This window comes from Paracoccus sp. TOH (genome assembly GCF_030388245.1).
Taxonomy (GTDB): Bacteria; Pseudomonadota; Alphaproteobacteria; order Rhodobacterales; family Rhodobacteraceae; genus Paracoccus; species Paracoccus simplex.
Genome location: NZ_CP098360.1, coordinates 2,043,415 through 2,065,857 on the forward strand (window position 1 = coordinate 2,043,415; position 22,443 = coordinate 2,065,857).

The following is a 22,443-nucleotide window of genomic DNA, read 5'->3' on the forward strand; positions in this document are numbered from 1 at the left end:
GCCGGGGCGCATCGCTTGCAACACGGCCCGGGACAGGCCAAGTTGCCGGCAACTGGAAAGGATCCCTGGATGAAAGCCCTTTTGACCGCCGCGCTGTTGACGGCGACCGCCCTGCCCGCCTTCGCCTTCGACCCGGCGAACATGAGCGAAGCCGAGAAGGCCGCCTTCGGCGAGGCGGTGCGCGACTACCTGATGGCCAATCCCGATGTCCTGATCGAGTCGATCAACGTGCTGGAAGACCGCCGCGCCGCCGACGAGGCCAAGAACGACCAGCTGCTGGTCGAGAACAACAGGGACGCGATCTTCGACGACGGCCATAGCTGGGTCGGCGGCAATCCCGAGGGCGACGTGACGCTGGTCGAGTTCATCGACTACCGCTGCGGCGTCTGCAAGCGGGTGAACCCGGAGCTGGAGAAGCTGATCTCGGCCGATGGCAATATCCGCTGGATCCTGAAGGAATTCCCGATCCTGACCCAGGAAAGCGACATGGCGGCGCGCTTTGCCGTCGCGGTGCAGCAAGAGGCCGGGGCCGAGACCTACAAGAAGGCGCATGACGCGCTGATGGAATCGCGCGGGCCGGTCAATCTGGAAAGCCTGACCAAGCTGGCCGGCGATCTGGGCCTGGACAGCCAGGCGGTGCTGAACCGGATGAATACCGAGGAGGTCTCGGCGGTGCTGCGCAAGAACCACCAGTTGGCCGAACAGATGCGGATCATGGGGACGCCGACCTTCATCATCGGCGGCGAGATGCTGCGCGGCGTGCCGGCCGAGGGGCTGGAAGGCGCGGTCGCAAGGGCCCGGGCGGCCGCGGCCGAGGGCTGAACCGGCACCGCCGGCGCGGGTTGCGCAGGCGGCGTGGGTATTTGGAAAACGGTGAATGACTTGGGGGGCGCAGGAGCCCCCTGCGTTTATTCGGCGGCGGCGGCTTGCGCGGCCTCGAGTTCGGCGGCGCGTTTCTCGACCAGCTCGACGATGTGGTCGACCATCTGGTCGTTGGTCATCTTGTGGTCCTGCTTGCCGGCCAGGTAGACCATGCCGGAGCCCGCGCCGCCGCCGGTGAAGCCGATATCGGTCATCAGCGCCTCGCCCGGACCGTTCACCACGCAGCCGATGATCGACAGGCTCATCGGCGTCTTGATGTGCTCGAGGCGCTTTTCCAGGATCTCGACCGTCTTGATGACGTCGAAGCCCTGGCGCGCGCAGCTGGGGCAAGAGATGATCTGCACGCCGCGGGTGCGCAGGCCCAGCGATTTCAGGATCTCGAATCCGACCTTGACCTCCTCGACCGGATCGGCGGACAGGCTGACGCGGATCGTGTCGCCGATGCCCATCCAGAGCAGGTTGCCGAGGCCGATGGCGGATTTCACCGTGCCGGCCATCAACCCGCCCGCCTCGGTGATGCCCAGGTGGATCGGCGCATCGGTGGCCTCGGCCAGCTGCTGATAGGCGGCGGCGGCCAGGAACACGTCGCTGGCCTTCACGCTGATCTTGAACTCGTGAAAGTCGTTGTCCTGCAGGATCCTGATATGGTCGAGGCCGGATTCCACCATCGCATCCGGGCAGGGTTCGCCGTATTTCTCCAGCAGGTGCCGTTCCAGGCTGCCGGCATTCACGCCGATGCGGATCGAGCAGCCGTGGTCGCGCGCGGCCTTGATGACCTCGCGCACGCGGGCAGCGTCGCCGATATTGCCGGGGTTGATGCGCAGGCAGGCGGCGCCGGCCTCGGCGGCCTCGATGGCGCGGCGGTAGTGGAAATGGATGTCGGCCACGATCGGCACCGGGCTTTCGCGGCAGATTTCCTTCAGCGCCCGGGTCGAGGCCTCGTCGGGGGTCGAGACCCGGACGATATCGGCGCCGACGTCGGCGGCGCGCAAAATCTGGTCCAGCGTCGCCCGGACGTCGCTGGTGTCGGTATTGGTCATCGTCTGCACGCTGATCGGCGCATCGCCCCCCACCGGCACATTGCCGACCATGATCTGGCGCGACTTGCGCCGGTCGATATTGCGCCAGGGGCGAATCGGATTATGCGACATGGCTATGGCCTTTTCCTGCGCGAGAGCCGGGATTCACCCGTGAGAGATAGGCGCAAGCGGCCGGACGGGCAACCCATCCGGCCCGGCGGCGGCCCGGCGATGCCGCATCCGTGACCATCGGCAGGCCGGCGCCCGGCCTATTCCTGGATGGCTGGGGCTTCCGGCTTGGCGGCCGAGGCGAGCGAGACCATGCGCGCCAGCTCCGGATCCTTGCTCAGATCGGCAAAGGCGAATTTCGCGGTCAGCGCGGTGGGCGACAGCTCGACATTCTTGACCACCTTGGCGCCGGGCGCGGCCGGGCCATAGGTCCGGCCGTTCACCGCGAAATAGACCGCGCCGGAATTGCCGGCCCGCAGCACCGGCGGCGCTTCCAGCTTGGGCAGGGCGAAGCGTTCGCCCGCATCCATGGTCTTTTCCAGCAGCACCGTGCCATCGGCCGAGGTCACCCGCACCCAGGCCGGGCGCGCGGCCAGGATCTCGATCTCGGGGGCGTCGGGGGCGACGGTGCGCACCGCCAACTGCTCGGCCGGCATCTCGGGACCGTAGACCAGATCCTGCATGGCGGCGGTGCGGGTGGCGGGCTGGGCGGCTTCGGGCTGGATCGCCGGCTCGTTCAGGCCGGGATCTATGGCGGCGATGGGGCCGTCGCGGGCGACCAGCACCGGCAGTTCCAGCGCCTGCGGGCGATAGGTGCGGTCCAGCCCTTCGGGCCGCGGCAGGTTGACCTGCGCCGATTCCACGGTTTCCGGCTGGGCGGCTTCCTGCACCGGGTCCAGCGCGGCGATCACCCCGGGCGCCTGGTCGCCGGGGGTCAGGTTGACCTTCTGCACCTCTTGCAGCACGGCCCAGCCACCATAGCCGAGGCCACAGGCCAGCGCCACCATGACCAGAAGCGAACCGATGGCGCGCGGCTCGATCGAGGACCACATGCTTTCCGGCTTGGGCAGGAAGATCGGATGCGGATTGGCCAGCGCCTCGGCCGGGTCCGAGGGCCGGCGCTGCGGCTTGGGCCCCGAAGCGGCGGGCGCCATGCCATGCGTGGGCCGAAAGCCGGATTCCTGGCAGAAACGCCGGAAGGTCCAGTCCGAATCCATGCCCAGGTAGCGCGCATAGGAGCGCACGTAGCCGGCGATGAAACTGGGCGCGTCGAAGGCCGAAATGTCGCAATTCTCGATGGCGGCGACATAGGAGGCGCGGATGCGCAGTTCGCGCTGGACATCCAGCAGCGACTTGCCCAGCGTGGCGCGTTCGCCCCGCATCAGATCGCCAAGACGAATATCCGGATCGTCGAAACCGGGCGGCAATGCCGTCGGTTCCTCATGGCCATGCGACGGGGGAGACCCCCTCAGCCCGATCATCGCGCCTGCCCCATTCTTTGCTGCTCACCCTCCGAATCGGAAGGCTCTCACGATTTGATTAAAGCAAGGTTATCACGGGCGCGAGAGGTGATCACCCTCAAACCGCGTCAGGCAGCGGAAGTCGAACGGTTCAGTTTGCATTGCGACCAGAGGTTGTCCATGGCGCGGACCAGCTGGTCGATCTGCCGGGGATCGTGCACCGGCGAGGGGGTGAAACGCAGGCGTTCGGTGCCGCGCGGCACGGTGGGGAAGTTGATCGGCTGCACATAGATGCCGAAATCGGCCAGCAGCATGTCGGACAGCGCCTTGCAATGCACCGGATGGCCGACATGCACCGGCACGATATGGCTGCCATGGTCCATGATCGGCATACCAAGGCCGCGCAGCCGCATCTTGAGGATGCGGGCGTTCAGCTGCTGGCGGTCGCGCAGCAATTGCCCTTCGGCCGTCTTCAGGAAGGCGATCGAGGCCGCCGCACCCGCCGCCACCGCCGGCGGCAGCGAGGTGGTGAAGATGAAACCCGGCGCATAGGAGCGGATGGCGTCCACCATCTTGGCCGAGGCGGCGATATAGCCGCCGAACACGCCGAAGGCCTTGCCCAGCGTGCCGTTGAAGATGTCGATGCGGTCCAGAAGCCCGTCGCGTTCGGCCACGCCGCCGCCGCGGGGGCCATACATGCCGACGGCATGAACCTCGTCCAGATAGGTCAGGGCGTTGAATTCGTCCGCCAGGTCGCAGATGGCCGCGATGGGGGCGAAATCGCCGTCCATGGAATAGATCGATTCGAAGGCGATCAGCTTCGGCGCCTCGGGATCGTCGGCCTCGAGCAGTTCGCGCAAATGCGCCACGTCATTGTGGCGGAAGATGCGCTTGGCGCCGTCGAAGCGCTTGATGCCCTCGATCATCGAGGCGTGGTTCAGCTCGTCCGAATAGATGATCAGGCCAGGGAACAGCTTGCGCAGCGTGGAAAGCGTCGCGTCATTGGCGATATAGGCGCTGGAGAAGATCAGCGCCGCGTCTTTCTGGTGCAGGTCGGCCAGTTCGGCTTCCAGCTTCTTGTGATAGATCGTGGTGCCCGAAATGTTGCGTGTCCCGCCCGAGCCGGCGCCGGTCGAATCCAGCGCCTCGTGCATCGCCGCCAGCACCGCCGGATGCTGGCCCATGCCCAGATAGTCGTTGCCACACCAGACGGTGATTTCCCGCTCGGTCCCGTCGGGACGGGTCCAGATAGCCTGCGGATAGGCCCCCTTGCGCCGCTCGATGTCGATGAAGGTGCGGTAGCGCCCTTCTTCGTGCAGCTTCCCGAGGGCCTGATCCAGGGCGGCTGAGTAATCCATCTGCGGTCCCTTGCCTTGCTTGAACTTGCTCGCTTGGGGGATCATGCTCCGATCCCGCGGGTCACGACTTGATACGTGTCAAATCAGAGAAAATATAGGGTCAAAATGCCGCATTACGACCATGGAACCATCCAAGTTCTCTGACCAAATCATTCAGGAATAGGGAAAACATGCCGAACAGCCCGAAAATCGACGAAGTACTTTCAACGCTGGACGCGGATCTGCCGCAGGCGCTGGCGCGGCTCGAGGCGTTCCTGCGCATCCCCTCGATCTCGACCGACCCGGCGCATCGCGGCGACGTGCGCCGCGCGGCCGAATGGCTTTGCGCGGAGCTGCAATCGCTGGGCTTCGACTCCTCGGTCCGCGACACGCCCGGCCATCCGATGGTGGTGGCGCATTCCCCGAAAGGCACGCGCCGGCCACTGCTGTTCTATGGCCATTACGACGTGCAGCCGGTCGATCCGCTGGAGCTGTGGGACCGCCCGCCCTTCGAGCCCGAGATCCAGGACACGCCCGAAGGCCGGGTGATCCGCGGCCGCGGCGCCGCCGACGACAAGGGCCAGCTGATGACCTTCGTCGAGGCCTTCCGGGCCTGGAAAGCGGTGCATGGCGAACTGCCCTCGGACCTGACATTGCTATTCGAGGGCGAGGAGGAATCCGGCTCGCCCAGCTTGCAGCCCTTCCTGCGCGAGAATGCGGACGAGCTGCGCGCCGGCATCGCCATGATCTGCGACACCGGCATGTATTCCGACGGTCGCCCGGCGATCACCACCCAGTTGCGCGGGTTGCTGGGCGAGGAGATCGTCGTTCGCGCCGCCGACTGCGACCTGCATTCCGGCAGCTTCGGCGGGCTGGCCGCCAACCCGATCCAGATTCTGGTGAACGTGCTGGCCACCGTGAAGGATGCCGACGGCCGCATCACCCTGCCCGGCTTCTACGACGGCGTCGAGGAACTGACGGAGGAACTGCGCGCCGACTGGCAGGATCTGGGCTTCGATACCGGGGAATTCCTGTCGCGGGTCGGCCTGAACCGGCCGGTCGGCGAGACCGGCCGCACCGGGCTGGAGATGGTCTGGAACCGCCCGACCTTCGAGATCAACGGCATCTCGGGCGGCTATGCCGGCGCGGGTTTCAAGACCGTGCTGCCGGCCGAGGCACGCGCCAAGGTCAGCTTCCGCCTGACCGGCACCCAGGATGCGCAAGCAATCCGCGAGACCTTCCGCGCCCATGTCCGCGCCGCCATTCCGGCTGATTGCACGGTCGCCTTCCACGGTCACGGCGCCAGCCCGGCCAGCCGCATGGACATCTCGGATCCGGCCTTTGCGGCGGCGAAAGCCGCGCTGTCCCAGGAATGGGGTCGCGAGGCCGCCTATATCGGCGCCGGCGGCTCGATCCCCATCGCGGGCGATTTCAAAACCATCCTGGGCATGGATTCGATGCTGATCGGCTTCGGCCGCGACGACGACCGCATCCATTCCCCGAACGAGAAATACGATCTGGAAAGCTTCGCCAAGGGCGCCCGCAGCTGGGCGCGCATCCTGGCGGCGCTGAGCTGATCCGGCCTCCGATGGCAGGCCGCCTGGACGCAGCCTGCCATCGGTTTCCGGCTGCGCCGGACATGCGAAGGGCGCCCGCAGGCGCCCTTTTCTTGTCGCTTGGCCGGCCCGTCCGGTTCAGGCGGCGCGGGCGGTCAGCACCGTCTCGACCTTCTTCTGGGCGCCGGCCTCGTCCATGCCGCTGACGGCGGCGACTTCGCGGGTCAGGCGGTCCAGCGCCGCCTCGTACAGTTGACGCTCGGAATAGGATTGCTCGCGCTGATCGTCGTTGCGATGCAGGTCGCGCACCACCTCGGCAATCGACATCAGGTCGCCGGAATTGATCTTCTGCTCATATTCCTGGGCGCGGCGCGACCACATGGCGCGCTTGACCCGGGCCTTGCCCTTCAGCGTGTCCAGCGCCCGCTCGACCAGGTCGGGGGTCGACAGGCCGCGCATGCCGATCTCGGAAGCGCGCGCGGTCGGCACGCGCAGGGTCATCTTGTCCTTCTCGAACGAGATCACGAACATCTCGAGGCGCAGCCCGGCAACCTCTTGCTCTTCGATCGAAACGATGCGACCCACGCCATGCGTCGGGTACACCACGAAATCATCGGGGCGGAATTCGGTCTTCTTGGCTTTCGACATTGGGCTTCCTTCGCAGTTGCGCCGGCGGGCGGCACAAAAGACCCCAAGGCGGGACGATCCCCCCCTTACGGGTCGGTGTCGTTGTTCTTGCATTTCCGGCCGGGCAGTCGACCAGAACAGGCAGCAACGCCGGACAGGCCACAGAAAGCAGCCCAACCGGCGCGATATCGTTGCACTTTAGCACAAAAATCGCGCCGGTTCAAAGGTTCGCTGCAAAGCGGCACCGGTCCTGTCAGAAGGCAGAAAATCGTTGAAAATCAGAAACTCGGAACCCGAGCACCGCCAGAACCGGTGCGTGACCCGGGGCGAATCGCCTCCTCCCCGACCACGGCTCCGGTCTAGCGATTCCGGCCCGTACCCGCCATTGCCACACAGACAAAAGCGAGGAATGATGCGCGTTCAACACAGTCGTTAGCTTTGTGAACGACCGGCCGCCACAGGCGAGACTGCAGGTCTCAATCCCCTTCGCCGGGGGCCTCGGAGAAGTATTTCTCCAGCTTGCCGGGCTTGCCGTCCATCTCCTGATAGTCGGGCATCGGATCCTTCTTGCGGGTAATCACCGGCCAGAGTTCGGCATATTTGCGGTTGAACTCGACCCAGCTTTCCATGTCCGGCTCGGTATCCGGGCGAATCGCGTCGGCCGGGCATTCCGGTTCGCAGACGCCGCAGTCGATGCATTCGTCGGGATGGATGACCAGCGTATTCTCGCCTTCGTAGAAACAGTCCACGGGACACACCTCGACGCAGTCGGTGTATTTGCACATGATGCAGTTATCTGTGACGACATAGGTCATGGCGCGATATTCCTGGTTCCTGAGCGGGTAGTTACGCCCGTGGCAGCCATCATTCAAGGCCATGCCGGGCGAAAAGACGGTGATGCGGCGGCAAGTCCGGCGCGGCAGGACGGCGTTCCGACATGCACCGTCAGGCAGGAACCGCGTTCCGGATTCGACCGGCGAGGGCCGCGAATCAGAACGCGATTTCCTCATAAAGGCCGGCGGCCTCGCTGGCGGGGCCGCGGCGCTCGCCCAGCAGTCGCAGCCGCAACACCCGGACCCGGCCATGGGCCGAGACGGTGACCGTGTCACCATGCCGCACCGGCTGGGCGGGCTTGCTGCAGGGCTGCCCGTTCACCCGGATGCCGCCGCCGGCGATGGCGTCGGCAGCCAGGGTGCGGGTCTTGAACAGCCGGGCGTGATGCAGCCAGCGGTCAAGCCTGATCGAGCCTGCCGCTTCCGCGCTCACGTCTTGTTCTTGAGCGCGGCAAGGATGGCAAAGGGGCTGTCCGGGTCGGCCTGTTTCTCGGCCCGCGGCGGGCGCGCCTCGAAACTCTTCGGCCCGTCATGGCGCGGCTTGCCCTTGTGCTTGCCCTTCGGGCCGCGGTCGGGACGGTCGCCCCGTTCGCCGCGATTCTCGTCGCGACGCTTGCCCTCGAAGGGTTTTCCATCGCGGCGGGGTTCCTGCCCGGCCTCGCGCTCGCGGCGCGGGCCACGCTCGCCCTGCGGACGGCCCTGACCCTGGCCCTGGCCTTGGCCTTGGCCTTGGCGCTCGCCGCGCTCGGGGCGGCGCTGGCCGCCGCGCGGACGCGGGGCCCAGGTGAAGGTGTAGAACGCCTCGACCTCGGGCGCCGCCTCGGCAGCGACGGTCTCGCCCTCGGCGGCGGCTTCCCCTTCGGCCGAAGCCTCGGCAGCCTTGCGCGCGGCCTGTTCGGCTTCCCACCGAGCGCGGGTCTCGGCGGCGAGCACGCTTTCCTCCTCGGTCAGCGGATGCTCGTGATCGGCGGTTTCGGGCGCGGGCGCCGGCTCGGCAGCGGCGGGCGCGGCCTCGGCACGGGCCTTGACCCGCTCGCTCTTCTCGGCGCGATAGCCCAACCCCTGCATCAACCCGGCGAATTGCTCCAGCGTCATGCCGGTGATCGACAGCATGTCCGGCGTCGCCTCGAACCCGCCCCGGCTGTCCTGGCCCCGCAGCATGTCGGCCAGCCGTTCCAGCATGTCGATGCGGATCGCCCGCTCGCCCGCCGGGTGATAGCCCGAGAGCGTGTAGTAGCCCTTGGGCACGTCCGGCAGGTTCGGGATGGTCACCAGGCCCGGCGGCGGGCTTTCCGGGAACTCGGCCAGCCCCTGATCCAGGCCCCAGAGCACCAGCCGCAACCGGGTCGGCGCCGGCTTCAGCAGCGCCGGCTGGAAGATGGTGAACTGGCCGAAACGCACGCCGTGCTTGCGCAGAAGGCCGCGCGATTCCTGGTCCAGTTCCTTGACCTCGGCGGCGACGCCCTCGCGCGGCAGCACCCCCAGCGCCTCGACCAGCCGGAAGGCGAAGCCGCGGGCCAGGCCGGTCAGCGTCTCGTCGTTCTTCAGCGCCAGCAGCGGCTCGAACAGCGTGGCGATCTTGCGGTCGATGAAATGCTGCAGCCGGCGGCGCACCTTGTCGGCGATCTCGGGCCCGGCCTCCTCGTCGACGAAGGGCTCGACGCCGGGCTTCAACGGCTCGGCGCCCTTGACCAGCTTGCCGATGGCCGAGCTGCCCCACATCAGGCCGCCCTGCTCGGTGAAGTCCAGCTCGGTATCCGGCGCGTTGTAGAACCTGTCGGCACGCAGATGGAATTCGGGGCGCAACGCCTCATAGGCGGCGCGGCTCAGCATGCGCGCCTCATCCCCGGTTGCGCTCGGATCGGCGTGGAAGCGGAAGCCCTCCAGACGGCCGGCGAACTCGCCCTCGACCGTCACTTCGCCCTTGTCATTCACCTCGGCCAAAAGGCTCTCCTTCTGTTTGAGCCGGCGCAGCAGCACGGATGTGCGCCGGTCCACGAATCTTTGCGTCAGAGCCGCGTGAAGCGCGTCCGACAACCGATCTTCTACCGCGCGCGTCTCGGCGCGCCAATGGCTTTCATCCGAAACCCAGCCCGAACGCTGGGCAACATAGGTCCAAGTGCGTATATATGCCAATCGTTTCGACAATGTGTCGATATCGCCTTGCGTTTTATCAATCCGGGCGATCTGGCCCTGCAGCCAGTCGTTGGGCACCCTGCCTGCGCGCAGGAACCCGTAGATCCGCGCCAGCAATGTCGAATGCTCGGCGGCCGAGATCGAGCGGAAATCGGGAATCCGGCAGACATCCCAAAGCAGCCGCACGTCGCGGGGGTGCGTCACCTGGTCGCGGATGTCGGGCATGGCTGCAAGCGCCTTGAGCGCCCGCAGGTCGTCAGCCTCGCGGCCGCGGGTCAGCCAGCCGCTTTCGGGCGCGGTTTCCAGGCTCTGGATCAGCCGCTCGACCGTGCCGAATTCCAGCGCCGCGTTGCGCCACATCAGCCGCTGGATCGGCGCGAAGCGGTGGTTCTCGATGGCATCGACCAGCCCCTCCTCCAGCGGACCGGCATCGCCGGTGACGCCGAAGGTGCCCGGCTCGGTATGACGCCCGGCGCGGCCGGCGATCTGGCCCAGCTCGTGCGGGAACAGCTCGCGATAGCGGCGGCCGTCGAATTTCTCGGTGGCCGAGAAGGCGACGTGACGGATGTCCAGATTCAGTCCCATGCCGATGGCGTCGGTGGCGACCAGATAATCTACCTCGCCCTGCTGATACATGGCGACCTGGGCGTTTCGCGTGCGCGGGCTCAGCGCCCCCATCACCACGGCGCAGCCGCCCTTTTGTCGGCGGATCAGTTCGGCCGTGGCATAGACCTCCTCGACCGAGAAGCAGACGATGGCCGAGCGCGGCGGCATGCGGCTGATCTTTTTCGAGCCGGCCCAGCTCAGCGTCGAGAAGCGCTCGCGCCGCATGAACAGTGCCTGCGGCACCAGCGCGGCGATGGCCGGGCGCATCGTGTCGCTGCCCAGCAGCAGCGTCTCGTGCAGCCCGCGCATGTGCAGCAGCCGGTCGGTGAAGACATGGCCGCGTTCCGGATCGGCGCAAAGCTGGATCTCGTCGATGGCGACGAAATCGGCGCCGACCTCGGGCATGGCCTCGGTGGTGGCGACCCAGTATTGCACGCGCTCGGGGACGATGCGCTCCTCGCCCGTGACCAGCGCCACGACCGAGGGGCCGCGCGCCTTGACGATGCGGTCATAGACCTCGCGCGCCAGCAGCCGCAGCGGCAGGCCGATGACCCCGGTGCGATGCGCCAGCATGCGTTCGATGGCGTAATGGGTCTTGCCGGTATTGGTCGGGCCAAGGACGGCCGTGACCCGCGATCTGTCGTTCATCAGGCGTCCGTGCCTTGCAGTTCCTGTTCGATCCGCTGAACGGCATCCTGCGCGTCCTGCTGATGCGGGTGAATCTTCAGGCTGGCGCGGAAGACGTCCAGGGCCCGGCGGCCGTCGCCCAGTTCCTCAAGCATGGTGCCGAGCTGCGTCAGCGCCCCGAAATGCCGCGGTTCAAGCCGCAGCACCTGTTCCAGATCGCCCAAGGCGGGGCCGTAATCCCCGTCGAGATAGAAGGCGATCGAGCGCAGATACCAGCCGGCCGCGAAATCCGGCGCGTGATCGGTCAGCGCGGTCAAGTGGCCCAGCGCCGTCGCCGTGTCGCCGGCATCCAGCGCCGACTCGCCGCGCTTGTAGAGCAAATCCATGGCGGCCGAGCCGGAGCGCGACCAGATGCGCAGGATATCGGTCTCGGCCCGGGCCCAGCTCTCGCCCTCGGGCTGGGCCAGTTCGGCGAAAAGCATGTCCAGATCCTCGCGCTCGCGCAGCCGCGCGGCTGCGGTCGGCTCCGAAGCCGCGGCCGGTTCCGACAGCGCGTCCGCAACCGGCGGATCGCTGTCATTTTCAGGAGAATTTTCAGGAGAATCGTCTTGCGGGACCGCGTCCTGGGCCGGTATCGCGCCGGGGACACCCTGCCAGGCCACGGCCGCGACGGGCCCCAGAAGCCCCAGGAAAAGCCCTGCCGCCACGGCATGATGGAAATGAGGGACTGGCCAACGCATATTCCCCATGTAAACCTCTGCCCCAACCAATTCCAGACACGAGAACAGGAGATATGGAATGAGCAAAGTCATCGAAGGCGCCGTGACCGCGCTGGACGAGAAGGCCAAGGGCTTCGACGGCACCGCCAAATTCGTCATCGAGGGCGAGGGCTCGGTCTATATCGACGCCAACGGCGCCCGCGCCGCCGATGACGAGGCCGAGGTGACGCTGACCGCCAGCCGCGAGACCTTCGAGGGGCTGCTCTCGGGCGACGTGAACCCGACCACCGCCTTCATGACCGGCAAGCTGAAGGTCGACGGCTCGATGGGCACGGCGATGAAACTGGGGGCACTGCTTTCTTAAGCGATGAAGCCCGCGCCCTTCAACACCCTGCCCGGCGATCCGCTGCCCCTGGCCCGCGCCTTCTGGCTGCGGGCCGATGACGGGGTGCGGCTGCGCGCCGCGCATTGGCCGGCGGGCGGCGCCACCGGCACGGTGCTGCTGTTTCCCGGCCGCACCGAATATGTCGAGAAATATGCCGAGACCGCGGCGGACCTGAACGGCGCCGGGTTCGAGGTGCTGTCCATCGACTGGCGCGGCCAGGGCATGTCCGACCGGCTGCAGGCCAATGTCCGACCCGGACATATCGGCAGTTTCGCCGATTACCAGCGCGACGTGGTCGAACTGGTGGTGGCGGCGCAGGAACTTGATCTGCCCCGACCCTGGCACCTGCTGGCCCATTCCATGGGCGGCACCATCGGCCTCGCCGCGCTCGAGGCGGGGCTGCCGGTGGACAGCGTCGCCTTCTCGGCGCCGATGTGGGGCATCGACCTGCGCGGCGTGCCGGAATGGCTGGCGCTCGGCCTGGCCACCGCCCTGTCCCGGCTGGGCCGCGGCGGCCACCCGGCGCCGCGCGCGGGGGGCGAGGAAAGTTTCGTCCTGCTGGACCCGTTCCACGACAACCTGCTGACCCATGACGGCCGGCGCTGGGGCCGGCTGGTGGCCGAGGCCGCGGCCTGGCCCGACATCTCGGTCGGCGGCGCCAGCAACGACTGGCTGCGCGAGGCGATCCTGGAATGCCGCCGCATCGCCGCCCTGCCCTCGCCCGCCCTGCCGGCGCTGATCGCGCTTGGCGACGCCGAGCGGATCGTCTCGAGCCCCGCCATCCGCGCCCGCGCCGCCCGATGGCCCGGCGCCGCGCTGCTGGAACTGGCCGAATGCCGGCACGAGCCGATGCTGGAGCGCGACCCGGTCCGCAGCCGCTTCCTCGAGTCGGTGGTCGCGCATTTCTCGGCCGCCACCGACCGGCGCTGAGGCGCCGTCTCGGCCGCCCGATTGTTCCCTTCGACTTGCAGCCGGGCGCATCAGGCGTCACATGTTGTCGCAGAGGAAAGGAATAACGATGACGATTTCAGCCAGCCGCCTTCTGCCGCGAGACGAAAACGCCCTTCCCGCCGCCGCCGCCAATCCCGATCTGGGCCCACTGCCGGAATGGGATCTGAGCGACCTCTACCCCTCGCCGGAAGCCCCGGACCTGATCCGCGATCTGGAGGCGGTCGAGAAGGCCTGTTGCGAATTCGCCCGCGACTATGAAGGCAAGCTCGCCTCGCTCTCGGCCGAGAAGATGCTGGAATGCATCGAGCGTTACCAGCAGATCGACGTCCTGGCCGGGCGGATCATGTCCTATGCCGGGCTGCGCTATTACCAGAACACCACCGATGCGACCCGCGCCAAGCAGATGGGCGACCTGCAGGACCGCATCACCACCGCCACCACCCGGCTGGTGTTCTTCAGCCTGGAGTTCAACCGCATTCCCGACGCGCGCTATGACGAGGTGTTCTCGGCGGCGGATGGGCCCGCGCGCTACAAGCCGGTCTTCGACCGGATGCGCGCCATGCGGCCCTATCAGCTGTCGAACGAGCTGGAACGCTTCCTGCACGACAATTCCGTGGTCGACGCCGCCGCCTGGAACCGGCTGTTCGACGAGACCACCGCCGGCCTGAGCTTCGATGTCGATGGCGAGGAGCTGGGGCTGGAGGCGACGCTGAACCTGCTGACCGACCACGAGCGCGCCCGGCGCGAGGCCGGCGCCCGCGGCCTGGCCGAGGTGTTCGGCAAGAACGTCAAGCTGTTCGCCCGCATCCACAACACCCTGGCCAAGGAAAAGGCCATCGAGGACAAGTGGCGCAAGATGCCGACGCCGCAGACCGCGCGCCACCTGTCGAACCATGTCGAGCCCGAGGTGGTCGAGGCGCTGCGCAATGCCGTCACCGCCGCCTATCCGCGGCTGTCGCATCGCTACTACCGGCTGAAGGCCAAATGGCTGGGCCTCGACAAGCTGCAGGTCTGGGACCGCAACGCCCCGCTGCCGACCGAGACGCCGCGCCTGATCGCCTGGCCCGAGGCCGAGGCCACCGTGATCGACGCCTATGCCGGATTCTCGCCGAAACTGGCGGAACTGGCGCAGCCCTTCTTCGACAAGGGCTGGATCGACGCCGGGGTAAAGCCCGGCAAGGCGCCCGGCGCCTTCGCGCATCCCACCGTGACCACGGTGCATCCCTATGTGCTGCTGAACTACCTCGGCAAGCCGCGCGACGTGATGACGCTGGCGCATGAACTCGGCCACGGCGTCCACCAGCGCCTTGCAGCCGGACAGGGCGAACTGCTGGCCTCGACGCCGCTGACGCTGGCCGAGACGGCGAGCGTCTTCGGCGAGATGCTGACCTTCCGCGCCCTGCTGGCAAAGACCACCGATCCCGCGCAGCGCAAGGCGCTGCTGGCCGGCAAGGTCGAGGACATGATCAACACGGTCGTGCGCCAGATCGCCTTCTACGATTTCGAATGCAAGCTGCATGCCGCCCGCGCCAAGGGCGAGCTGACGCCGGACGACATCAACGCGCTGTGGATGTCGGTGCAGGCGGAATCGCTGGGCGACGCCTTCGAGTTCATGCCGGGCTACGAGACCTTCTGGGCCTATGTGCCGCATTTCGTGCATTCGCCCTTCTACGTCTATGCCTATGCCTTCGGCGACGGGCTGGTGAACGCGCTCTATGCCGCCTACGAGGACGGGCTGCCGGACTTCCAAGCCAAGTATTTCGACATGCTGGCGGCGGGCGGCTCCAAGCACCACAAGGAACTGCTGGCGCCCTTCGGCCTCGACGCCTCGGACCCGGCGTTCTGGGACAAGGGCCTGTCGATGATCGAGGGCTTCATCGACGAGCTCGAGGCGATGGAGGCGTGACCGCACCCAAGGTCGTGCTGGAACCTCTGGGCCGCGACGGGTTCGAGCGCGTGGCCCATATCGCCGTGCGCCCCGAGCAGGAGCCGTTCTGCGGCACCATCGCCGGCCATTTCGCCGCCGACGAGCCGGGCTGCGACTTCCATGTCGTGACCCGCGACGGCCGCGCGGTCGGATTCTTCAAGATCGACCGCGCCTATGCCGCCCATTTCGACTTTGCCGGCCCGCAGGATCTGGGATTGCGCGGGGTGATGATCGACGCCGCCGAACAGGGGCACGGCACCGGCAAGGCGGCGATGCGGGCGCTTGGTCGCTATGTGCCCCGGCTTTATCCCCGAGCCAAGGCCCTGGTGCTGACGGTCAACGAGGTCAATCCGGTGGCGCGCGCCGTCTATCTGGACGCCGGATTCACCGATACCGGCAGCTTCTATCACGGCGGCCGGATCGGGCCGCAGCATATCCTGCGCCTGTCGCTCGCGGACGGGCAGCCGGGGCGGCAGACGTTCTGATCCGCAGCACCTTCCCCGGCGGACGGGTCGGGGCAGTTTTCCGTCGCATGGCCGGCGGCCCTGCCCTATGCTCCGCCCCGGACGAGACAAGGGGGACGGCATGATCCGCATGATCCGGCGCATTTTCCTGTGGCTTCTGGGGCTTGCGGTGCTGGCGGCCGTCGCGGTGGCGATCTGGGGCCCCGGCTTGGTCGAAAGCCGGCTGAACCCCGTGACCATGCCGGCGAAGGGCTGGCCGGTCTCGCCGCAGGCCGAGGCGCTGCATCAGCAGCTGGTGATCGGCGACTGGCATTCGGACGCGCTGCTGTGGGACCGCGACCTTCTGGACCGGGCCGAGCGTGGCCATACCGACATTCCCCGCCTGGCCGAAGGCAATGTCGCCGTGCAGGTCTTCACCACCGTCACCAAAAGCCCGCGCGGCCAGAACTACAGCCAGAACTCCGCCGAGGCGCCGGACAACATCACGCCGCTGTTCATCGGCCAGCTGCGCCCGCTGCCCAGCTGGTTCAGCCTCAAGGAACGCGCCCTGGTGCAGGCCGCCGCGCTGCGCCGCGCCGCCGAAGCGGCACCGGACCGGCTGATGCTGATCCGCTCGGCCGCGGACCTGCAGACCTTGCTCGAGGCGCGCCAGAACGGCGCCCAGACCGTCGGCGCCATCCTGGGCAGCGAGGGCGGGCATCCGCTGGAGGGCAATATCGCCAATCTTCAGGTGCTCTACGGCGCCGGGTTCCGCCTGCTGGGACTGACGCATTTCTTCGACAACGAGTTGGGCGGCAGCCTGCATGGCGAGGGCGGCAGCGGCTCGGGCCTGTCGGATTTCGGCCGCGAGGTGGTGGCCGAGATGATGGACAAGCGCATGATCATCGACCTGGCCCATGCCAGCCCGCAGATGGTGCGCGACGTGCTGGCCATTCCCGGCACCCGGCCGATCCTGTCGCATACCGGCATCCACGGCCGCTGCGCCAGCCCGCGCAACCTGCCCGACGGGCTGGTCAAGGCCATCGCCGACAAGGGCGGCCTGATCGGCATCGGCTATTGGGCCGACGTGAACTGCGGCAAGACCCCCGCGGACATCGCCGCATCCATCCAGGCGGCCATCGCACTGGTGGGCGAGGACCACGTCTCGCTGGGCTCGGATTACGACGGCTCGGTGGATGCGCCCTTCGACGCGGCGCATCTGGCGGCGCTGACCCAGGCGCTGCTGGATGCCGGCCTGACCGACCAGCAGATCGCCAAGGTCATGGGCGGCAACATGATGCGCTACCTTGCCCAGACCCTCTGAACGCGCCTAAGCTCGCGCCGAGACCAGGAGAGAACCATGCTGACCGTCTATGGCGTCACCCGCTCGCGCGCCTCGCGCATCGTCTGGCTGTGTCACGAGCTGGGCCTGCCCTTCAAGCAGGTGCCGGTGATCCAGGCCTATCGCCTGCCCGATCCCGACGCCCCCGACGCGCCGCTGAACACCCATTCCGAGAGCTTCCTGAAACTCTCGCCCGCCGGCGCCATCCCGGTGATCCAGGACGGCGACCTGGTGCTGTCGGAATCGCTGGCCTGCACGCTGCACCTGGCGCGCAAGCACGGCCAACCTTTCGGCCCCGCCGATGCCATCGAGGATGCGCTGATGCTGCAATGGAGCTTCTACGCCGCCACCGCGATCGAGCCGGACGCGCTGGCCATCCTGTTCAACCACCACAGCGGCCAGGCCCAGCCGGGCGCCGCCCAGGCCGCCGTCGCCAATGCGGCCGAGCGGCTGGTCCGCCCGCTGGCGGTGCTCGAGCATCACCTGAACCGGCATGGCCATCTGGTCGGCGGCCGCTTCACCGTGGCCGACCTGAACGTGGCCGAGATCCTGCGCTATGCCCAGGGCCACGGCGCGCTGATGGAGCAGTTTCCGGCCGTCCAGGCCTGGCTTGCCGACTGCCAGGCCCGGCCGGCCTTTCACAAGATGTGGCAGGAGCGGCAGGCCGAACCCGAATAGGCCGCCTCGCCCGCCGCGGGCGCAGGCCGGCCTGCGGGAACAGCGATGGCGCCCGGGCTCGAAAGCCGCCGGATCACATCGGGATCGGCGGCGGGACAGCCACGGGGGGACGCTCGCCCCCTCGCCATTGCCACCGTCTGGCGCAACCAACGGCGGGATGGAACCACCGGCCACAGCCCTCGTTGTCAGCCCCTTCTCAGCCGCCTTCCCGGTCGCATCGCCGTCGGCCGGCGCTGTCCGTGGCAGTAGCGGCGGCCGGGGCGCGACCGACGCCGCCCCGACCACCGCCACTCCCAACTCTTTACCCTTCGGAGGTGGCCGGCGTTTCCCTCTTGACCCGCTCACCATCCATTCGCGCGCGCCCCCGTTCACCCTTCAACGACAGAACTGTGACAGTGATTCCCGCGACCGACCTTGACCTGCGTCAAACTGCCGGGCGTTTTGTCGCATTTGGCGGGGCTTGACGCCGCGCTCGGCCACCATCACTTGCGGCCCCTGCCCCGGCCGACACTTTCCCTTGCCCATGGCCCGCCGGGCATGAGATAACGCCGGCCCAGAGTACAAGACGAGCAGGTGCCATGGCAGACGATCTCTTTCCCGCCTCGGACAAGGCCACCGAAAGCTATTCGGCCGCCTCGATCGAGGTTCTCGAGGGGCTGGAGCCCGTCCGCAAGCGTCCCGGCATGTATATCGGCGGCACCGATGAACGCGCCCTGCATCACCTGGTGGCCGAGATCCTCGACAACTCGATGGACGAGGCGGTGGCCGGCCACGCCAGCCGCATCGAGGTCGAGTTGCTGGCCGATTTCAGCGTGGTGATCCGCGACAACGGCCGCGGCATTCCCATCGACCCGCACCCGAAATTTCCCGGCAAGTCGGCGCTGGAGGTGATCCTGTGCACGCTGCATGCCGGCGGCAAGTTCTCGGGCGACGCCTATCAGACCTCGGGCGGGTTGCACGGCGTCGGCGCCTCGGTGGTCAACGCGCTGTCGGACAGCATGGTGGTGCAGGTCGCCCGCAACAAGGAGCTGTTCCAGCAGAGTTTCTCGCGCGGGGTCCCGCTTGGCCCGGTGGAAAAGGTCGGCGCCGCCCCGAACCGGCGCGGCACCACCGTGACCTTCCACGCCGACGAGCAGATCTTTGGCCATCACCGCTTCAAACCGGCGCGGCTGCTGAAGATGGTGAAATCCAAGGCCTATCTGTTCTCGGGCGTCGAGATCCGCTGGAAATCCGAGATCGACGACGGCGAGACGCCGCCGGAGGCGGTGTTCCACTTTCCCGGCGGGCTGGCCGACTATCTTTCCGAAACCCTCGACGGCTCCTCGACCTATGCCGACCGGCCCTTTGCCGGCAGCGTCGATTTCAAGGAAAAGTTCAACACCCCTGGCAAGGTGGACTGGGCGATCAACTGGACGCCGTCGCGCGACGGCTTCATCCAGTCCTATTGCAACACCGTCCCCACGCCCGAGGGCGGCACGCATGAGGCCGGCTTCTGGTCGGCGATCCTGCGCGGCATCCGCGCCTATGGCGAACGGGTCAGCAACAAGAAGGCGGCGCAGATCACCCGCGACGACCTGCTGACCGGCGGCTGCGCGCTGGTCAGCTGCTTCATCCGCGAGCCGGAATTCGTCGGCCAGACCAAGGACCGCCTGGCCACCACCGAGGCGGCCCGGCTGGTCGAGGGCGCGGTGCGCGACCATTTCGACAACTGGCTGGCGGCCGACACGAAATCCGCCGGCGCGATCCTGGATTTCCTGGTGCTGCGCGCCGAGGAACGGCTGCGCCGCCGCCAGGAAAAGGAAACCGCCCGCAAGTCGGCGACCAAGAAGCTGCGTCTGCCCGGCAAGCTGGTCGATTGCTCGGCCACCAACCGCGACGGCACCGAACTGTTCATCGTCGAGGGCGACTCGGCCGGTGGCAGCGCCAAGATGGCGCGCGAACGCCAGACCCAGGCGCTGCTGCCGCTGCGCGGCAAGATCCTGAACGTGCTGGGCGCCGCCAGCTCGAAGCTCGGCCAGAACCAGGAGATCGCCGGTCTCTGCCAGGCGCTCGGCGCCGGCATGGGCAGCAAGTTCAACGTGGACGATCTGCGCTATGACAAGATCATCATCATGACCGATGCGGATGTGGACGGCGCCCATATCGCCTCGCTGCTGATGACCTTCTTCTTCACCCAGATGCGGCCGCTGATCGACAAGGGCCATCTGTATCTGGCCTGCCCGCCGCTCTATCGCCTGACCCAGGGCGCGCATCGGGTCTATGTCGCCGACGATGCCGAGAAAGAGGCGATGCTGGCCAAGGGCCTGGGGGGCAAGGGCAAGATCGACGTGCAACGCTTCAAGGGTCTGGGCGAGATGGACGCCAAGGACCTGAAGGACACGACGATGAACCCGAAGACGCGCAAGCTGATCCGGGTCTCGATCGACGAGGACGAGGGCGGCGAGACCTCGGACCTGGTCGAGCGGCTGATGGGCAAGAAGCCCGAGCTGCGCTTCCAGTTCATTCAGGAGAACGCGCAATTCGCGGATGCCGAGGAACTGGACCTCTGACATGGCGCTGGCCGCGCCGCTTGCCGTCTACGTCCTTGCCGCGCTGGCCGAGATCGCCGGCTGCTTTGCCTTCTGGGCCTGGCTGCGGCTGGGCCGCTCGGCCTGGTGGCTGGTGCCGGGCATGGTCTCGCTGGCGCTGTTCGCCTGGCTGCTGACCCGGGTGGACACGGATTTCGCCGGCCGCGCCTATGCGGCCTATGGCGGGATCTATGTGGCGTCCTCGCTGGGCTGGCTGTGGCTGACCGAGGGTCAGGTGCCGAGCCGCTGGGATCTGCTGGGCGGCGGACTGTGCGGGCTGGGCGCGGTGGTGATCCTGGCCGGCGCGCGGGGGTAGCGGGTCGTCACGAGCAGCTGGGCTGGGCGGCTTTGCGGGACGAATCGGCCTCGGCGGGCTAGAATCAGGTGCCTGATGCCCCAGAAGAGACGAGAGCCGACCATGCCGATGCCCTGGACCTATCGCCACGCTTCCAAGGAATGGAGGGCGATCCTTGACGATCTCAGGGACCGCATGGACCTCACGTCGGATAATACGGCCTATACCGCGATGGACGGGGTCTTACAGGTGTTTCGGCGGCGGCTGACCGCCCAGCAGGGATTGAACTTTGCTTCCGTTCTTCCAGCCATACCGCGCGCGGTTTTCGTTGCGGGCTGGCAGGTTCACCTCCCCCCGCTTCCCTTCGCGGAGCGGGCTGCCTTGGTGCAGGAGGTAAAGAAGGTCCGGCAGAACCACAACCTGACGCCTGACAATGCCATTGAGGCGACAGCCTGGTCCTTGCGCCGTTACACGAACAAAGCGGATCTGGCGCGGGTGCTGGCGACCCTGCCCGAAGGCGCAGTCGAGTTTTGGCATGTGGATGTGGCCGATCCGCGTGAGATCGAGCAAAGAATTTTCTAGGCCGATCGGATCGACCGCCCGCTAAGGGCTCAGAACCGCATCCCCACCGAGACGCTCGCGCCCTCGGTGCCGATCCCGAAGCTTGCCGCGCCGAAGCTGATGCCGATCAGCGCCCCGGTCCAGACCTGCTGCGGGGTATGTTCGCCGGCATGGATGCGGCTCCAGCCGGTCAGGCCGGCCGCGCCATAGGTGGCGGCGCCGGCCAAGGGTTTGTCCTCGAAGCATTTTCCGGCCAGATCCGCGGCGCCGAAAAAGGCCATCGCCGTATGGCCCGAGGGAAAGCCGCCGCCTTGGCCCGAAGGGCGGCGGGCGATCGGCGCGTCGGTATATTCCTTCATCGCCCAGACCAGCGCCGTCTGCAAAAGCCCGCGCAGCGCGAAATCCTCGAGCCGGTCCTGGTCGGCGGCGCAGGCGGCCGCGGCCAGCGGCAGGCCGTATTTCATCGCCGTGCCGAACTGCTCGAACGGGTCGGCGGCGGCCGGGGCCGGCAGCAGGCCGAGAAGCGCCAGCCCCGCCGCCAGGCAGGCGGGGTATTTGGAAAACGGTGAAGGCCGCGGCGGCGCGCAACGGCTGCGGGCGTTGCGCCGGGGCTGCCTGGCGGCGTCCGGGCCGCCGGGACCAGCAATTGCCGGGGTTTCGGGCGTGATCTGCGTGCAGCCCGCATGCACCGCGCGTACACCGGCCGTACACCGCCGCCGGCCGGCGGCGGCGGTCATGCCGCGCCCCCCCCGCCCAGCCGCACCACCCGGTCCATGCGCCCTGCCAGTTCGAGGTTGTGGGTGGCGATCAGCGCCGCCAGCCCGGTTTCGCGCACCAGCGTCATCAGCATGTCGAACACCTTGTCCGAGGTCGCCGGGTCGAGATTGCCGGTCGGCTCGTCCGCCAGCAGCAGCGAGGGCTGGTTGGCCAGCGCCCGGCAGAAGGCGACGCGCTGCTGCTCGCCGCCCGAAAGCTGCGCCGGCCGGTGGGCGGCGCGATGCGACAGCCCGACCCGCCCCAGCAGGTCGGCGGCCCGCGCCCGCGCGGCGGCGCCGGAGACGCCATTGGCCAGTTGCGGCAGCACGATGTTCTCGGCCGCGGTGAATTCGGGCAGCAGGTGGTGGAACTGGTAGACGAAGCCCAGCTCCTCGCGCCGCGCCTCGGTCCGGGCGCGGTCGCCCTGCCCGCTCATCTCGCGGCCGTTGATCGCCACCCGCCCGGCATCGGCGGTGTCGAGCAGGCCGGCGATATGCAGAAGCGTCGATTTCCCCGCCCCGGACGGCGCCACCAGCGCCACCACCTCGCCGCGCGCCACGCTGAGCGACAGGCCGGAGAGCACCGGAACCGGCGCCGGGCCGCCCTTGCCATAGGTCTTGGAAACGCCTTCGAGGACCAGGACGTCATTCATGATGCGGGACCCTCTTGCGGGTTCGGATTGGCCGGGGCTGGTCCCCGGCGGCGGGCCGGGCGAGCGGGACGCGCG

21 protein-coding genes are annotated in these 22,443 nt (G+C 67.8%); 11 read left to right on the top strand and 10 right to left on the bottom strand.

What is annotated here, in order from left to right; all coding sequences use genetic code 11:
* The first annotated feature begins 69 nt into the window (after nucleotides 1-69).
* Nucleotides 70-822, top strand: a complete 753-nt coding sequence (locus NBE95_RS10145) for a DsbA family protein (RefSeq protein WP_289893771.1) — start codon at nucleotides 70-72, stop codon at nucleotides 820-822.
* 86 nt (nucleotides 823-908) lie between these two features.
* Here the strand turns inward: NBE95_RS10145 and ispG are convergent, their stop codons facing one another.
* From ispG to hemA, 3 genes are all read right to left on the bottom strand, one after another.
* Nucleotides 909-2,033 carry a flavodoxin-dependent (E)-4-hydroxy-3-methylbut-2-enyl-diphosphate synthase gene (gene ispG, locus NBE95_RS10150; protein WP_289893772.1) on the bottom strand — a complete coding sequence of 375 codons (1,125 nt, stop codon included), beginning with the start codon at nucleotides 2,031-2,033 and terminating at the stop codon, nucleotides 909-911.
* A gap of 137 nt (nucleotides 2,034-2,170) precedes the next feature.
* Nucleotides 2,171-3,391 carry a helix-turn-helix domain-containing protein gene (locus NBE95_RS10155; protein ID WP_289893773.1) on the bottom strand — a complete coding sequence of 407 codons (1,221 nt, stop codon included), beginning with the start codon at nucleotides 3,389-3,391 and terminating at the stop codon, nucleotides 2,171-2,173.
* A 107-nt stretch (nucleotides 3,392-3,498) separates the two neighbouring features.
* Nucleotides 3,499-4,728, bottom strand: a complete 1,230-nt coding sequence (hemA, locus tag NBE95_RS10160) for a 5-aminolevulinate synthase (RefSeq protein WP_289893774.1) — start codon at nucleotides 4,726-4,728, stop codon at nucleotides 3,499-3,501.
* A 170-nt stretch (nucleotides 4,729-4,898) separates the two neighbouring features.
* Between hemA and NBE95_RS10165 the strand changes: the two genes are divergently transcribed.
* Nucleotides 4,899-6,284 carry a dipeptidase gene (locus tag NBE95_RS10165; RefSeq protein ID WP_289893775.1) on the top strand — a complete coding sequence of 462 codons (1,386 nt, stop codon included), beginning with the start codon at nucleotides 4,899-4,901 and terminating at the stop codon, nucleotides 6,282-6,284.
* Between the two features lie 117 nt (nucleotides 6,285-6,401).
* Here NBE95_RS10165 and NBE95_RS10170 read toward each other — a convergent pair whose 3' ends face one another.
* The 5 genes from NBE95_RS10170 to NBE95_RS10190 all read right to left on the bottom strand — a co-directional run bounded on the left by NBE95_RS10170 (nucleotide 6,402) and on the right by NBE95_RS10190 (nucleotide 11,799).
* Nucleotides 6,402-6,911 (bottom strand): CarD family transcriptional regulator, encoded by a 510-nt coding sequence (locus tag NBE95_RS10170; RefSeq protein ID WP_289893776.1) that lies wholly within the window; start codon nucleotides 6,909-6,911, stop codon nucleotides 6,402-6,404.
* Nucleotides 6,912-7,366: 455 nt separating this feature from the next.
* A complete protein-coding gene (fdxA, locus tag NBE95_RS10175) occupies nucleotides 7,367-7,705 on the bottom strand; it encodes a ferredoxin FdxA (RefSeq protein ID WP_289894871.1) in 339 nt (112 codons plus the stop codon).
* 175 nt (nucleotides 7,706-7,880) lie between these two features.
* The gene (locus tag NBE95_RS10180; RefSeq protein ID WP_289893777.1) at nucleotides 7,881-8,156 is read right to left on the bottom strand and encodes a S4 domain-containing protein; all 276 of its coding nucleotides are present in this window, start codon (nucleotides 8,154-8,156) and stop codon (nucleotides 7,881-7,883) included.
* Nucleotides 8,153-11,113: a helicase-related protein gene (locus NBE95_RS10185; protein WP_289893778.1), complete on the bottom strand. Its 2,961-nt coding sequence runs from the start codon at nucleotides 11,111-11,113 to the stop codon at nucleotides 8,153-8,155. Before NBE95_RS10185 ends, NBE95_RS10180 begins: the two co-directional genes overlap by 4 nt.
* Nucleotides 11,113-11,799, bottom strand: coding sequence for a tetratricopeptide repeat protein (locus NBE95_RS10190; RefSeq protein ID WP_289893779.1), 687 nt, complete (start codon nucleotides 11,797-11,799; stop codon nucleotides 11,113-11,115). Before NBE95_RS10190 ends, NBE95_RS10185 begins: the two co-directional genes overlap by 1 nt.
* Before the next feature lie 91 nt (nucleotides 11,800-11,890).
* Here NBE95_RS10190 and NBE95_RS10195 point away from each other — a divergent pair, with 91 nt between their 5' ends.
* The 9 genes from NBE95_RS10195 to NBE95_RS10235 all read left to right on the top strand — a co-directional run bounded on the left by NBE95_RS10195 (nucleotide 11,891) and on the right by NBE95_RS10235 (nucleotide 20,981).
* A complete protein-coding gene (locus tag NBE95_RS10195; RefSeq protein ID WP_289893780.1) occupies nucleotides 11,891-12,175 on the top strand; it encodes an SCP2 sterol-binding domain-containing protein in 285 nt (94 codons plus the stop codon).
* A gap of 3 nt (nucleotides 12,176-12,178) precedes the next feature.
* Nucleotides 12,179-13,126 carry an alpha/beta hydrolase gene (locus NBE95_RS10200; protein ID WP_289893781.1) on the top strand — a complete coding sequence of 316 codons (948 nt, stop codon included), beginning with the start codon at nucleotides 12,179-12,181 and terminating at the stop codon, nucleotides 13,124-13,126.
* 88 nt (nucleotides 13,127-13,214) lie between these two features.
* On the top strand, nucleotides 13,215-15,053 hold the full coding sequence (locus NBE95_RS10205) for a M3 family oligoendopeptidase (RefSeq protein ID WP_289893782.1): 1,839 nt from the start codon (nucleotides 13,215-13,217) through the stop codon (nucleotides 15,051-15,053).
* Nucleotides 15,050-15,559, top strand: coding sequence for a GNAT family protein (locus NBE95_RS10210; protein WP_289893783.1), 510 nt, complete (start codon nucleotides 15,050-15,052; stop codon nucleotides 15,557-15,559). Before NBE95_RS10205 ends, NBE95_RS10210 begins: the two co-directional genes overlap by 4 nt.
* Before the next feature lie 100 nt (nucleotides 15,560-15,659).
* Nucleotides 15,660-16,841 carry a membrane dipeptidase gene (locus tag NBE95_RS10215; RefSeq protein ID WP_289893784.1) on the top strand — a complete coding sequence of 394 codons (1,182 nt, stop codon included), beginning with the start codon at nucleotides 15,660-15,662 and terminating at the stop codon, nucleotides 16,839-16,841.
* A 36-nt stretch (nucleotides 16,842-16,877) separates the two neighbouring features.
* Nucleotides 16,878-17,537, top strand: coding sequence for a glutathione S-transferase family protein (locus NBE95_RS10220; RefSeq protein WP_289893785.1), 660 nt, complete (start codon nucleotides 16,878-16,880; stop codon nucleotides 17,535-17,537).
* 578 nt (nucleotides 17,538-18,115) lie between these two features.
* Entirely contained in the window at nucleotides 18,116-20,086 is a 1,971-nt protein-coding gene (gene parE / locus NBE95_RS10225; RefSeq protein WP_289893786.1) for a DNA topoisomerase IV subunit B, read from the top strand.
* 1 nt (nucleotide 20,087) lies between these two features.
* Nucleotides 20,088-20,420, top strand: coding sequence for a YnfA family protein (locus NBE95_RS10230; protein WP_289893787.1), 333 nt, complete (start codon nucleotides 20,088-20,090; stop codon nucleotides 20,418-20,420).
* Between the two features lie 108 nt (nucleotides 20,421-20,528).
* Nucleotides 20,529-20,981, top strand: a complete 453-nt coding sequence (locus NBE95_RS10235) for a DUF2267 domain-containing protein (RefSeq protein WP_354670351.1) — start codon at nucleotides 20,529-20,531, stop codon at nucleotides 20,979-20,981.
* Between the two features lie 29 nt (nucleotides 20,982-21,010).
* Here the strand turns inward: NBE95_RS10235 and NBE95_RS10240 are convergent, their stop codons facing one another.
* Entirely contained in the window at nucleotides 21,011-21,697 is a 687-nt protein-coding gene (locus tag NBE95_RS10240; protein WP_289893789.1) for a phosphatase PAP2 family protein, read from the bottom strand.
* Nucleotides 21,694-22,368 (bottom strand): ABC transporter ATP-binding protein, encoded by a 675-nt coding sequence (locus tag NBE95_RS10245; RefSeq protein ID WP_289893790.1) that lies wholly within the window; start codon nucleotides 22,366-22,368, stop codon nucleotides 21,694-21,696. The genes NBE95_RS10240 and NBE95_RS10245 overlap by 4 nt, the downstream gene beginning before the upstream one ends.
* Nucleotides 22,369-22,443 lie beyond the last annotated feature (75 nt).